Origin of the sequence: Puniceibacterium sediminis (genome assembly GCF_900188035.1) — a bacterium.
Lineage (GTDB): Bacteria > Pseudomonadota > Alphaproteobacteria > Rhodobacterales > Rhodobacteraceae > Puniceibacterium > Puniceibacterium sediminis.
Genome location: NZ_FZNN01000002.1, coordinates 53,883 through 66,563 on the forward strand (window position 1 = coordinate 53,883; position 12,681 = coordinate 66,563).

A 12,681-nucleotide genomic window follows, 5' to 3' on the forward strand; every position below is an offset into this window, starting at 1 on the left:
TTGCTCATGAAACGGATGCTTCCCGTCGCGCTGCTGGCGCTGGCACTGATCGCAGGGGGCGGCTGGTTGCTGACCCAGCCACGCAATTCGGGTTCCGAAATCAGCCTGCCGGGCGCCGCCGTGGCGCAAGTGGCCGGAACGGAAATCGAAGTCGCTGACATGTATCAGGGCGACGTAGACGCACCGATCGAGGTCATCGAATACGCGTCGTTCACCTGCCCGCACTGTGCAAATTTCCACGCGACGGTCTATGATCAGCTCAAGGAAAACTACATCGACACCGGCAAGGTCAAGTTCACCTACCGCGAAGTCTATTTCGACAAGTACGGCATGTGGGGATCAATGATCGCACGCTGCGAGCCGACCAAATTCTTTGGCATCGCGGACATGCTGTATGACGAGCAGGCCGACTGGTCGCGGGCCGGATCGGATGGCGCGATTGCTGACGGGCTGCGCAAGATCGGCCTGAAGGCGGGCATCGGCAAGGATCAGCTGGACGCCTGTCTGGGTGACGGCGACAAATTGAAGGCGCTTGTCGGCTGGTATCAGGAAAACGCGACCCGCGACGAGATCGAATCGACGCCGTCCTTTCTGATCGACGGCAAGAAGTATTCCAACATGAACTATGCCGATTTCTCGGCCATTCTGGACGAAAAGCTGGCTGAATGACATCTGCACCCAAGGGCCCGCTGGCCGGACTGAAGGTCATCGAGCTTGCACGCATCCTGGCCGGCCCCTGGGCCGGTCAGACTCTGTCGGACCTAGGCGCCGAGGTGATCAAGATCGAGGCGCCGCAGGGCGATGACACCCGCAAGTGGGGGCCGCCGTTCATCGACCGGGATAATGATCATACCGCCGCCTATTTCCATTCCTGCAACCGGGGAAAGGCTTCGGTCATCGTCGATCTGGCCAGCCCCGAAGGGCAGGAGCAGATGCGCGATCTGGTGCGCGATGCCGATATCCTGATCGAGAATTTCAAGGTTGGCGGGCTTGCCAAATACGGGCTGGATTATGCCAGCCTGTCTGAGGTCAATCCGCGTCTGATCTACTGTTCGATCACCGGTTTCGGGCAGGACGGCCCCTATGCGCATCGCGCCGGGTACGACTATATCATTCAGGGCATGTCCGGCCTGATGTCGATCACCGGCGACCCTGATGGTCAGCCCCAGCGCGCGGGCGTGGCGGTGACGGATATCTTTACCGGGGTCTATTCGGTGGCCGGTATTCTGGCCGCGCTTTACCAGCGTTCGGTGACCGGCCGGGGCCAGCATATCGATATGGCGCTGCTGGATGTGGCGGTGTCCGTCACAGCCAATCAGGCGATGAACTATCTGGCGACCGGCACGCCCCCGGGGCGGACGGGGAACTATCACCCGAACCTGACGCCCTATCAGGTGTTTGACTGTTCGGACGGCTTTATCATCATCGCGACGGGCAATGATCCGCAGTATCAGCGGCTTTGTGGTCTGCTGGGGCTGGAGGATATGGCGCAGGATCCGATGTATCTGACCAATGCTGATCGTGTGGCGAACCGGCCCGAGATGATCCGCCGTCTGACCGAAGCAACCCTGCGCATGACCAAGGCCGATCTGCTGGCTGCCTGCGAAGGGGCGGGTGTGCCCGCCGGTCCGATCAACGACATGGCCGAAGTGATGGCCGATCCGCAGGTTCAGGCGCGCGGCATGCAGATCACGCCCGAGGGTGTTCCCGGGCTGCGCGCACCGTTCAAGTTCTCGGATGCGGATCTGGTGCTGGACAGGGCGTCACCAAAGCTGGGTGAGGCCTGAGTCTTCAGGCTGAAGGCCATCGGTTTTAGCGTCGCCACGACGCAAGCCGGGCGGGGTTTGCTCCCCGCCCCGCGACATTGACGCGCTTATTTCAAATGATCGACGACACCCAGATCCTGCGCCAGTTTGCCCACCTCACCCAGCCAGCGTTCGACCAGTTTCGGGTCCCCGGGGGCGGCGGAGACACCTGCCGGGATTTCGCCCGCCATGACCGATTCGACCGCCAGCGACACCGGGATGGACACAAGCCGCGCCATCGCCGTGCCGCGCTCATCCCCCCAGGCGTCCATCACATAGGTCTTGTGCCAGACTGTCTTGCCCTCGGATTCGGCCTTGAGTGATACGCACATCACCACGCGGTCCGGCTCACCTTCATCATAGGCGTGTTCGGCCCAGAACTGATCGGACATCTCTTTCAGCCGCGCATCACCTTCGGGGCCTTTCAGCGACTCGACTTCGCGGAAGACGTCCGCCCAGGCATCGGCCCATCCGTTCAGACGCAGTGTGCCGCGCACGAATTCCGCAACCTTCCAGGTCGGATCGAAATTGTAGTCGTCCATGAAGGGGACCGAATCGCGGTTGGGATAAACCTCGAATGTCTCGGGAGTCGTCAGGGGCGCCTGATAGCTCCCCAGAGCATCCCATGGCCGGTCCACGCGCAACTCCTCGAACGCCTTGACCGACCGGGAGGGGGATCGCAGCGCCTTGAGCACACCCAGAGGCGACCAGCTGAACTTGTAGCGGAAGGGGTTGGGGATCTTTGGCACGCCGCCGCAATAGGATGTGAACGACAGCACGTTACCCGCGTCATAGGCGTCTGAATTGCGGTACTCGGCCACCAGATGATGCGCCATCAGGTGGTCGATGCCGGGATCCAGCCCGACCTCGTTCACCAGTGATACACCTTTGAGCTGCGCCTTGGCGTGCAGGCTGCGCATCTCTGGTGCGATGTAGGATGAGCTCACAAAATGCGCGGCCTTGGCAATCGCGAGTTCGGCCAGCGGCACATGCCAGTCGGCGGGCAGCATGGACACGATCACATCGCCGGGCTGCAATTCGGCCGCCAAAGCGTCGATATCGAATTCGTGGATGCGCTGGGTCAGATCGCCGACCGCGTCCTTGGCCTTGTCGAGCGTGCGGTTCCATACCGTCACCTCGTGCCCCGCCGTGATCAGCCTGCGCAGACCGGGCACGGCCGACAGGCCCGTGCCGCACCAGTGAATCGTCATGCTGTCACCTTTTTGCTGTGTTCTTCAAAATGTTCATATGCCCGTTTCCAGACGCCGGATTGCAGATCATCCAGGGTCTTCAGAACGGGAAGAAGCTGAGCGGCGTAATCCTCGGATGATTCGACCGGCAGCATCGAGGGCAGGTTGTCGATCGCCGTCACGTCCAGCGGCGGATCGTCGTGCACCCGCAGCGCCGGTTCGGCCCATGTGGTGGTGCGGTCATAGACCTTGACCGGGGAAAAATCGCTGGTGGGGTCGCAGGCGATATCGCCGATCACCGTCAGCCGGCGGTTTACCGTCCCGGTATCCGCAGGCACAAAGACCGGCGCGCCGGGCCGGGCGAGGATGCAGTTGAGAAAGATTTCATGTTCGAGCACTTCGGGGAAGGGGCCGCCATGGGCCGTTTCTGCCAGATCCCAGCCGGTGACCGGAATCTCCATCGCAGCGCAGAGATCCGATGCCCCGGTGCCGACGCGCCCCAGCGCCCCGATGACCAGCGCCGTGGGGCGCTTTTGCAGATCTGCCAACCCAGACTGAAGATCGGCCAGAAGCTGCTCGGCTGACTTGTAGGTGCCGACCGGGCCGCAGATTCCGCCGTTCTGTTGCGCGATCCAGCATTTCAGGGCCACCGCGGCACCGGCATAGCCCGCCCAGTATCCAAAGGCCGCGACCCGGCGGCCATCCTTGTCTGTCAGGTACTCAAGATCGAAAAGCGTGCCGCCCCCGGCATTGAACCGCGCCAACAGACGCTGGCCGTCCGGCTGGCCCTTGTAGGCATGGCCGAACATGATGTGACGGTGCCGCAGGGGCGTGCCGTCATCCGGAAGTTCCTTGAGGCCAAAGATGATGGCGTCGTCGGGGGCCGTGGTCCAGCTACCCTCGGGCGCGATCTCGGCCCCGGCTTCGGCATAGCCTGTGACCGGCACGGAGCGCTGCCTGCTTTCTTCAAAGGTGAGCTGAAAGCCTTGCGCAATCAACGCACGAACACCGTCGGGTGTGATCCCGACACGCTCTTCATTCTCGCGCTGTTCGGCGCGCACCCACAGATGTACCATGTGTCCCATCCCCTGTTTCGCGCGACACTACCGCGGAATTCGGCGGGCTGAAAGATGTGCCCGAAACCTGGCCTGGCCACTCTGGTTTCATCTGCCCGGAAATGCGCGGCAGCACTGGGCATCGCCTTGTGTACCCCGCCGCCACACGCCGTGCCTTGCATAGATTCGGGGTCCGGACTCCGCAGAATTTAGCGTATCGGAAACCTTGTGGACGCCTTTTCTAAGCAAGGAGTCGGAATTGACGCGCCTTATGGTCTGCGGTCATGGTCTAATCTGCACCAAGTCACGGAAAGGCGCGTCATGTCCGATATCATCCGATTCACCCTCGACGGCGAAGAGGTAGAGGCCCAGAAAGGCATGACGATCTGGGAGGTCGCCAACGGGCGTGGGCTGGTGATCCCGCATCTGTGCCACAAACCCGCCCCCGGCTATCGCCCCGACGGCAACTGCCGCGCCTGCATGGTCGAGATCGAGGGCGAGCGAACGCTTGCCGCCTCGTGCATTCGCGAACCTGCCGAGGGCATGGTCGTCGTCAGCCAGTCGAACCGGGCGAAAACCGCCCGCAAGATGGTGGTTGAGATGCTGCTGGCCGACCACCCGGAACGTGATGTGGCGCACGACCGTTCCAGCCACCTCTGGGATATGGCCGATGCCAATGGCATCACGAAAAGCCGCCTGCCGACGCTTGAGGCAGAGCGGATTCCCCTGCTGGACGACAGCCATGTCGCGATGAAGGTCAACCTTGATGCCTGTATCCAGTGCGGGTTGTGCGTGCGCGCCTGCCGCGAGGTGCAGGTGAACGACGTGATCGGCATGGCCGGGCGGGGGCATGACGCCTATCCGGTTTTCGATCTGGACGACCCGATGGGCGAATCGAGCTGCGTGGCCTGTGGCGAATGCGTTCAAGCCTGTCCGACCGGTGCGCTGATGCCGTCTTCTGTCATGGACGCGGACCAGAAGGGCGACAGCAAGGATTTCGACGAAGAGGTGAAATCCGTCTGTCCGTTCTGCGGCGTCGGCTGTCAGGTCAGCCTCAAGATCAAGGACAACAAGGTCAAATATGTCGAGGGCATCAACGGCCCCGCGAACGAAGGCCGCCTTTGCGTCAAGGGTCGCTTTGGTTTCGATTACATCCATCACCCGCACCGTCTGACGAAACCGCTGATCCGTCGCGACGATGCGCCGGAAAAGGGGCTGAATGTCGACCCAACCAACCCGTTCACGCATTTCCGCGAAGCCAGCTGGGAAGAGGCGATGGAGTTCGCCGCCAAGGGGCTGGTCGATCTGCGGTCATACTATGGCGGGGCAACGATCGCGGGGTTCGGCAGCGCGAAATGCACCAACGAAGAGGCCTATCTGTTCCAGAAACTGATCCGCCAGGGCTTCAAGCACAACAACGTCGATCACTGCACGCGGCTCTGCCATGCCTCTTCGGTTGCCGCTTTGATGGAGAATGTCGGATCGGGCGCCGTTACGGCAAGCTTTAACGAGATCGAGAATGCCGATGTTGCCATCATCATCGGATCAAACCCGACCGAAAACCATCCCGTCGCCGCGACCTTCTTCAAGCAGTTCGCCAAGCGTGGCGGAGAGTTGATTGTCATGGATCCGCGGGCGCAGACAGGGCTCAAGCGCTATGCCAAGCATATGCTGCAGTTCCGTCCCGGCACTGATGTGGCGCTGCTGAATGCAATCATGAACGTGATCGTCGAGGAAAAGCTATACGACCGGCAGTATATCGAGGGCTTTACCGAAGGTTTCTTTGAATTCCGCGACCATATCCGTGCCTTTACGCCCGACCGCATGTCCGAGTTGTGTGGCATCAGTGCCGACACCATCCGCGCGGTGGCGCGTGACTTTGCGCGGGCGCGGGCGGGCATGATCTTTTGGGGGATGGGCATCAGCCAGCACATCCACGGCACCGACAATTCCCGCTGTCTGATCAGTCTTGCGCTGCTTTGCGGCCATGTGGGTCGGCCCGGCACGGGTCTGCACCCGCTGCGCGGACAGAACAACGTTCAGGGTGCATCCGATGCGGGCCTTATCCCCAATGTGATGCCGGATTACCAGTCGGTGACAGACCCCGAGGTGCGCGACCTGTTCCGCCACATCTGGCGCGGCACCGAGATTGACGCCAAGCCCGGCCTGACCGTGGTCGAGATCATGGATCGGGTGTACCGGGGGGAGATCAAGGGCATGTATGTGCAGGGTGAAAACCCGGCGATGTCCGATCCCGACGTGGAACATGCGCGCAACGCGCTGGCCAAGCTGGATCATCTGGTCGTGCAGGACATCTTTCTGACCGAGACCGCGATGTTTGCCGATGTGATCCTGCCTGCTTCGGCGCTGCCGGAAAAGACGGGGACTGTGACCAACACCAACCGTCAGGTGCAGATGGTGCGCAAGGCGGTGCCGACCCCGGGAGAGGCCCGCGAGGATTGGATCATTCTGGTCGATCTGGCGCGGCGCATCGGCCTTGACTGGGATTATGACGACCCGCGCGAGATCTTTGACGAGATGAAGATGTCGATGCGCAGCCTGCACAATATCACATGGAAGCGGCTCGAAACCGAGGGCGCTGTGACCTATCCCTGCCTTGGCCCGGATGATCCCGGCCAGGCGGTGGTATTCGGCGACGGTTTCCCGCGCCGTGCTGGGCGCGCCAAGTTCACGCCTGCACGGGTGACGCCACCTGCCGAGGTGCCGGACGAGCGGTTCCCGATGATCCTGACCACGGGGCGGCAGCTGGAACATTGGCACACCGGGTCGATGACCCGCCGGTCGACCGTTCTGGACGCGGTCGAGCCCGAGGCGAACTGTTCGCTGCACCCGAGGACCCTGCGCAAGCTGGGGGTCGAACCCGGTGGCTTTGTGCGCCTGACCACACGGCGCGGGACGCTGGACGTGATGGCGCGGGCCGACCGGCAGGTGGCCGAGGATATGGTGTTCCTGCCCTTCGCCTATGTCGAGGCGGCGGCCAACATCCTGACCAACCCGGCGCTGGACCCCTTCGGCAAGATCCCCGAATTCAAATTCTCGGCCGTAAAGGTCGAGAAGGTTGAAGCCGATCCGGTGGCGGCGGAGTAACGCCACTTTCGCCAACGCCTGACCAACAGACCCTGCCCGGAATAAAGTACTGCGCGCTCCGGGCGGGCGCTCTGCACCGATCGATTTGACGCTCTGCCGATGCCGGTGTCTACCTTGGGAAAATCCCAAACAGGAGAGCCGCAATGATTCCCGTAAAGCCGCAAAGATTCCTAGACGACCTGCATGCGCTGCGCGCCTTTGGCGCCGCCGGGGTTGGTAAGGGCGTCGTGCGCCCGGCGTTTTCGGATGAGGATATCGCAGCGCGGGATTGGCTGGCGGGAAAGATGGAAGAGGCCGGGCTGACGCCGGTTTTCGACCCGGTGGGATCACTTTTCGGTCTGGCCGAGGGGTCATCTGTGCTGATGGGGTCGCATTCCGACAGCCAGCCAGAGGGTGGCTGGCTGGATGGCGCGTTGGGTGTGATTTCGGCGCTGGAGGTGGCGCGGGCGTCTAAAGAGGCGGGTGGGCCGCCGGTGTCGGTGGTGTCGTTTCAGGATGAAGAGGGGCGGTTCGGCGTGACCACGGGCAGTTCCGTCTGGGGCGGGAACATGACGCTGGAAAAGGCCGACACGCTGACCGACCGGGACGGCGTGACCTTTGCGCAAGCGCGGGCACGGATGGGCGCGCGCGGTGGCGATTTTGTCGACCCCAAGCAGTTCACCGGTTTCATCGAGATGCATATCGAACAGGGGCCGACGCTGATCACTTCGGGTGAAAAGATTGGTGTTGTCGGGGCCATCGTGGGCATCCGCGACATGAAGATTACATTCAGCGGCCAGCAAAACCATGCGGGCACCACCCCGATGGGGCTGCGGCGCGATGCGTTTCAGGGGGTTTCCGCCTTTAACGCCCGGATCAACGAACGTTTCCGCAACGTGGTGACGCCGACGACGGTCTGGACCATCGGGCATGTGACGCTGCATCCCAATGCCTCGTCCATCGTGCCGGGGCGGGCGGTGTTCTCGATGCAATGGCGCGACGGTGACAGCGACCGGCTGGGCCGGATGGAGAAGATCGTCCGCGATACGGCCGCTGAGGTCGCAGACGAAATGGGCCTGAGCCTTGAGTATGGTCCGATGCTGGGGCTGGAACCGGTGGCGATGGATGCGCGGCTGCGTGGCGCGCTTGAAGCGGCTGCCGAAGCCGAGGTGCCGGGCAACTGGCGGGTCTTGCCGTCGGGCGCGCTGCATGATGCGACCAATGTGGCGCGGCTGATGCCGGTGTCGATGCTGTTCGTGCCTTCGATCGGGGGGATCAGCCATGACTTTGCCGAAGACACGGATGAGGCGGATCTGGTCGTTGGGCTGAACGTGCTGGCCCGGGCTGTGGCGGCGCTTTAGATCCCGGCGGCGGCGCGTAGAAACGGCAGCAGAGTGGCGGCGACAAGGCCGACCAGAGCCCCGATGGCCAATCGTACCGGCAGTCGGGGCACGCGCGGCGCAACAGCGCTGAGGCAGGCGCAGACTGTTGCGTAAAAGGTGAGAGTGATCGGATCCATGCCGTAGAGTAGCACAGGCCAGCGCTGTGGTAATCCTGTTTGCGGGCGCATCCGTTCACCTGTCGACCATGCATCCGCCGCCGCCGACTCGCAAAGTTGTTCTTGACCTGTGACCGCAGATGGCAAGGATTGTGGGCAAGGGCCACAAGGCCGCAAGAACGGCTGTGCAAACGGTCGGAGACGCCGGAAATACCGGTGTGGGAGGATAGATTTGGCGTATATGTCCGAGGGTGCAGAGGGTCTGCGCTCAATTCCGGCGCTTTTGCGGCGCAATGCCGAGATGCATGGCGCGGCCCCTGCGTATCGCGAAAAAGAATACGGCATCTGGCAAAGCTGGACCTGGGCCGAGACCGAGGATCAGATCGAGGCCTTGGCGCTGGGACTGCTCGACCTTGGTGTGGCGCCGGGCGATTTTGTCGCCGTGATTGGCCGCAACCGGCCTTATCTTTACTGGTCCATGGTCGCGGTGCAGATGGTTGGCGCGGTGCCGGTGCCGCTTTATCAGGACGCGGCCGCGGAAGAGATGGAGTATGTGCTGGTCCATTGCGGCGCACGTTTCGTGATTGCCGCCGATCAGGAGCAGGTGGACAAGGTGATCGACGTGCAGGATGCCTGTCCGCAGTTCGAGGAGATGATCTATCTCGACCCGAGGGGCCTGCGGAAATACGATCATACACATATTCGCGCCTACAGCGACGTGCAGGAAACGGGTCGGGCGCGGCGTGGTGATCTGGGGGCTGAACTGGCGCGACGGCGGGCCAAGCTGGGGTACGATGACACCTGTGTCATGCTTTACACCAGCGGAACGACCGGCAAACCCAAGGGCGTGGTGCTGTCCAACCGCAACATCATCGAGACGGCGAAGGCATCAGCCGAGTTCGACCATCTCAAGGTGGGCGAAGAGGTTCTGGCCTATCTCCCGATGGCCTGGGTGGGGGATTTCATCTTTTCCATCGGGCAGGCTTATTGGGCCGGGTTCTGCGTGAACTGCCCCGAAAGCCCCGCGACGATGATGACGGATCTGCGTGAAATCGCACCGTCCTATTACTTTGCGCCGCCCCGGGTGTTCGAAACACAGCTGACGCAGATCATGATCCGGATGGAGGATGCGAGCGCGCTGAAGCAGCGGCTGTTTCACTACTTCATGGGGGTCGCACGTCGGGTGGGGCCGCAGATTCTGGACGGCAAACCGGTGTCTATGGTGGACCGGTTTCGGTACTGGCTGGGCGAGCTTCTGGTCTACGGGCCGTTGAAGAACACCCTTGGTCTGAGCCGCGTGCGGGTCGGTTACACGGCGGGCGAAGCGATCGGGCCTGAGATCTTCGATTTCTACCGGGCATTGGGAATCAACCTGAAACAGCTTTACGGCCAGACCGAAGCGTCGGTGTTCATCACCCAGCAACCGGATGGAGAGGTGCGTTCGGACACGGTGGGGGTGCCATCGCCGGGGGTAGAGATCCGCATCGCGGAGAATGGCGAGGTGTTCTATCGATCACCCGGCGTCTTTGTCGAGTACTACAAGAACGCCGATTCAACGCGGGATACCAAGGATCCGGAGGGCTGGGTCGCGACCGGGGATGCGGGGTTTATCGAAGAAGGCACCGGGCATCTGCGGATCATAGACCGTGCCAAGGATGTGGGGACAATGGCAAGCGGTGCGCTGTTCGCACCCAAGTATGTCGAGAACAAGCTGAAGTTCTATCCCAACATCCTTGAAGCTGTGGTGATGGGTGCCGGGCGGGAAAAATGCTGTGCTTTCATCAATATAGACCTCACCGCGGTTAGTAATTGGGCCGAGCGGAACAACATCGCCTATGCATCCTATCAGGAGCTGGCGGGCCATCCGCTGGTGCTTGAGATGATCCAGGGCCATGTGGAAGAGGTCAACAAGAGCGTGGCGCAGGATAGCATGCTGTCAGGCTGCCAGGTGCATCGCTTTCTGGTGCTGCACAAGGAACTGGATGCGGATGACGGGGAGTTGACGCGTACCCGCAAGGTGCGCCGCAAGATCATCAGTGAAAAGTTCAACGATCTGATCGAGGCGCTCTATGGTGGGGCGGCGAGCGTCTATACCGAAACGGAAGTGACCTATGAGGATGGTCGCAAGGGGAAGATTACAGCGACGTTGGAAATTCGCGACGCGCGTGTCGTTCCGGTCAAGCCCGCACAGATGGCAGCGGAATGACGATTGGGACGCAGGTGCCAAGCGCCAAAAAGCAATGAGGCGCTCGACCGACTGGTCTGAGCGCCTCACATCACGTTAAGTCTTTGATATCGTTTAGGAATTCTTGCGACGCATAAGTCCCAGTGCGCCAAGTCCTACCATCAGCAGGGGGATGGACGCGGGCAGCGGCACAGTCGCGGGCGGCACGATGGTCGCCGAAAATTCGTTAATCTCGATGTCGCTGTTGTTGCCACCTGCCAAGATCAGCTGGATCGCGCCGACGTTCGTGAAATCGATGCCCGAGAACTCGGAGAACAGGATGTACTGCGTCGTCCCAGCGTCAGACACTTGGAATGTCTTGAGCGCGGTGCTGGACGAATCTGCATCCCAGAGTTGAAGCGAGAACAGGAACGGTGCGTCGATCGAGATCACATCAAATGCGAAACTGTCGTTTACGCCCAGAGACAGGTCCACGCCGCCCAGACCAAATGTATTGACGGAGGTTGGCGAGTCATCCCCATCCCATGTAAACGTACCTGAACCGCTGGTGCCAGCGCCGTTGGAAACGTTGAGGAAACCGCTGCTTGAACCGTTGGTTTTGGCTACTGTCCCGAGAAATTCACCGGTGTTGTTCGCTGCTTGCGTATCGCGAAACCCGCCGAGAATGGAGGCGCCTGAAACCTGAACCGCATTCGGAAGAAAGCCGCCGCCGTCATCAACGGCTGTCGAAGTCACATCAAATGTGTCGATGGTGACCACAGTAGACGCCGAAGCAGTGGAGGCCAGTGAAACCGAAAGAACTGCCGCTGATACAGCGGTCATAATATTTAACATACGCATTAGCCGACCCTTTTATCCTTTTCAGGCACATCTAGACATGTACACTGAGAAACAGAATTATCTCATTGTTGTATAGACCACCCAATGTGGTCAACGCAAGGCAAATGAGGCAAAATCTTGGCGTGCTTCCTGAGCGCGGTGCGAAGTAAGGTTAATGAATTCAATTCAAGGAGATTTGTTTGCTTGATAACATGATGTCGGCCTCTGCCGATCAAAGTGAGTCTGACATCGTTCTGATGGAAATGAAAAACATTACGCTGCGGTTTGGCGGGGTGGTGGCGATCAACGATATTTCCTTTGATATCCGCCAGGGCGAAGTGAGGGCCATTATCGGGCCCAACGGCGCGGGCAAGTCCAGTATGCTCAACATTATCAGTGGGTTCTATACGCCTTCCGAGGGCGAGATATTCTATAAGGGCGCGCCGCGACCGTCGATGAAGCCCTATGAGGTGGCCCGGATGGGGGTGGCGCGAACGTTCCAGAATATCGCGCTGTTCGAGGGTATGACGGTGCTAGACAACGTCATGACCGGGCGGCTGACGCATATGCATGCGGGAATTCTGAGCCAGGCTGTGTGGTGGGGCAAGGCGCGGGCAGAAGAGATCGCCAACCGGGAAATTGTTGAAAAAGTTATCGATTTTCTGGAAATCCAGAACATCCGCAAGACGCCCGTGGGGCGGCTGCCTTATGGGCTGAAGAAACGGGTGGAGCTGGCGCGGGCGCTGGCAGCAGAGCCGTCTCTGCTGTTGCTGGATGAGCCGATGGCGGGGATGAACGTTGAGGAAAAAGAGGACATGAGCCGCTTTATCCTTGATGTGAATGACGAATTTGGCACCACTATTGCATTGATCGAACATGACATGGGCGTGGTGATGGACATCAGCGACCGGGTTGTCGTGATGGATTACGGCAAGAAGATCGGCGACGGGACACCGGACGAGGTGCGGGGGAATCAGGATGTGATCGACGCCTATCTGGGTGTGGCGCATTGAGCAGAAGAGGGGCTGGGGGGCGTATGGAA

The 12,681-nt window shown here is 60.9% G+C and carries 10 protein-coding genes; 6 read left to right on the plus strand and 4 right to left on the minus strand.

Going from position 1 to position 12,681, the window contains the following annotated elements:
- Positions 1 to 6: 6 nt before the first annotated feature.
- Both CHB75_RS02910 and CHB75_RS02915 read left to right on the plus strand, forming a co-directional pair.
- Complete coding sequence (locus CHB75_RS02910) at positions 7 to 669, plus strand: DsbA family protein (protein ID WP_089269036.1); 663 nt, start codon at positions 7 to 9, stop codon at positions 667 to 669.
- Positions 666 to 1,787, plus strand: a complete 1,122-nt coding sequence (locus CHB75_RS02915; protein ID WP_089269037.1) for a CaiB/BaiF CoA transferase family protein — start codon at positions 666 to 668, stop codon at positions 1,785 to 1,787. The genes CHB75_RS02910 and CHB75_RS02915 overlap by 4 nt, the downstream gene beginning before the upstream one ends.
- Before the next feature lie 86 nt (positions 1,788 to 1,873).
- Here the strand turns inward: CHB75_RS02915 and CHB75_RS02920 are convergent, their stop codons facing one another.
- Both CHB75_RS02920 and CHB75_RS02925 read right to left on the minus strand, forming a co-directional pair.
- The gene (locus tag CHB75_RS02920; RefSeq protein ID WP_089269038.1) at positions 1,874 to 3,016 is read right to left on the minus strand and encodes a saccharopine dehydrogenase family protein; all 1,143 of its coding nucleotides are present in this window, start codon (positions 3,014 to 3,016) and stop codon (positions 1,874 to 1,876) included.
- Complete coding sequence (locus CHB75_RS02925) at positions 3,013 to 4,071, minus strand: saccharopine dehydrogenase (protein ID WP_089269039.1); 1,059 nt, start codon at positions 4,069 to 4,071, stop codon at positions 3,013 to 3,015. The genes CHB75_RS02920 and CHB75_RS02925 overlap by 4 nt, the downstream gene beginning before the upstream one ends.
- A 300-nt stretch (positions 4,072 to 4,371) precedes the next feature.
- Between CHB75_RS02925 and fdhF the strand changes: the two genes are divergently transcribed.
- Positions 4,372 to 7,158, plus strand: a complete 2,787-nt coding sequence (gene fdhF, locus CHB75_RS02930) for a formate dehydrogenase subunit alpha (RefSeq protein WP_089269040.1) — start codon at positions 4,372 to 4,374, stop codon at positions 7,156 to 7,158.
- 143 nt (positions 7,159 to 7,301) lie between these two features.
- Positions 7,302 to 8,498, plus strand: coding sequence for a Zn-dependent hydrolase (locus tag CHB75_RS02935; protein ID WP_089269041.1), 1,197 nt, complete (start codon positions 7,302 to 7,304; stop codon positions 8,496 to 8,498).
- On the opposite strand, the gene CHB75_RS21245 is transcribed toward CHB75_RS02935, so the two are convergent.
- Positions 8,495 to 8,707 (minus strand): hypothetical protein, encoded by a 213-nt coding sequence (locus tag CHB75_RS21245; RefSeq protein ID WP_141135066.1) that lies wholly within the window; start codon positions 8,705 to 8,707, stop codon positions 8,495 to 8,497. The genes CHB75_RS02935 and CHB75_RS21245 overlap by 4 nt on opposite strands.
- 169 nt (positions 8,708 to 8,876) lie before the next feature.
- Here CHB75_RS21245 and CHB75_RS02940 point away from each other — a divergent pair, with 169 nt between their 5' ends.
- Positions 8,877 to 10,841, plus strand: coding sequence for an AMP-binding protein (locus CHB75_RS02940; RefSeq protein ID WP_089269042.1), 1,965 nt, complete (start codon positions 8,877 to 8,879; stop codon positions 10,839 to 10,841).
- Between the two features lie 93 nt (positions 10,842 to 10,934).
- On the opposite strand, the gene CHB75_RS02945 is transcribed toward CHB75_RS02940, so the two are convergent.
- On the minus strand, positions 10,935 to 11,660 hold the full coding sequence (locus tag CHB75_RS02945) for a VPLPA-CTERM sorting domain-containing protein (RefSeq protein ID WP_089269043.1): 726 nt from the start codon (positions 11,658 to 11,660) through the stop codon (positions 10,935 to 10,937).
- Between the two features lie 191 nt (positions 11,661 to 11,851).
- Between CHB75_RS02945 and CHB75_RS02950 the strand changes: the two genes are divergently transcribed.
- The gene (locus CHB75_RS02950; RefSeq protein WP_089269298.1) at positions 11,852 to 12,652 is read left to right on the plus strand and encodes an ABC transporter ATP-binding protein; all 801 of its coding nucleotides are present in this window, start codon (positions 11,852 to 11,854) and stop codon (positions 12,650 to 12,652) included.
- Positions 12,653 to 12,681: the final 29 nt, after the last annotated feature.

Bases quoted from the DNA above. Each gene is read 5' to 3' on its own strand.
- CHB75_RS02920 (WP_089269038.1), bottom strand. From the start codon at position 3,016: ATGACGATTCACTGGTGCGGCACGGGCCTGTCGGCCGTGCCCGGTCTG.
- CHB75_RS02950 (WP_089269298.1), top strand. From the start codon at position 11,852: ATGATGTCGGCCTCTGCCGATCAAAGTGAGTCTGACATCGTTCTGATG.
- CHB75_RS02940 (WP_089269042.1), top strand. From the start codon at position 8,877: ATGTCCGAGGGTGCAGAGGGTCTGCGCTCAATTCCGGCGCTTTTGCGG.
- CHB75_RS02935 (WP_089269041.1), top strand. From the start codon at position 7,302: ATGATTCCCGTAAAGCCGCAAAGATTCCTAGACGACCTGCATGCGCTG.
- CHB75_RS02915 (WP_089269037.1), top strand. From the start codon at position 666: ATGACATCTGCACCCAAGGGCCCGCTGGCCGGACTGAAGGTCATCGAG.
- CHB75_RS21245 (WP_141135066.1), bottom strand. From the start codon at position 8,707: ATGCGCCCGCAAACAGGATTACCACAGCGCTGGCCTGTGCTACTCTAC.
- CHB75_RS02945 (WP_089269043.1), bottom strand. From the start codon at position 11,660: ATGCGTATGTTAAATATTATGACCGCTGTATCAGCGGCAGTTCTTTCG.
- CHB75_RS02910 (WP_089269036.1), top strand. From the start codon at position 7: ATGAAACGGATGCTTCCCGTCGCGCTGCTGGCGCTGGCACTGATCGCA.
- fdhF (WP_089269040.1), top strand. From the start codon at position 4,372: ATGTCCGATATCATCCGATTCACCCTCGACGGCGAAGAGGTAGAGGCC.
- CHB75_RS02925 (WP_089269039.1), bottom strand. From the start codon at position 4,071: ATGGTACATCTGTGGGTGCGCGCCGAACAGCGCGAGAATGAAGAGCGT.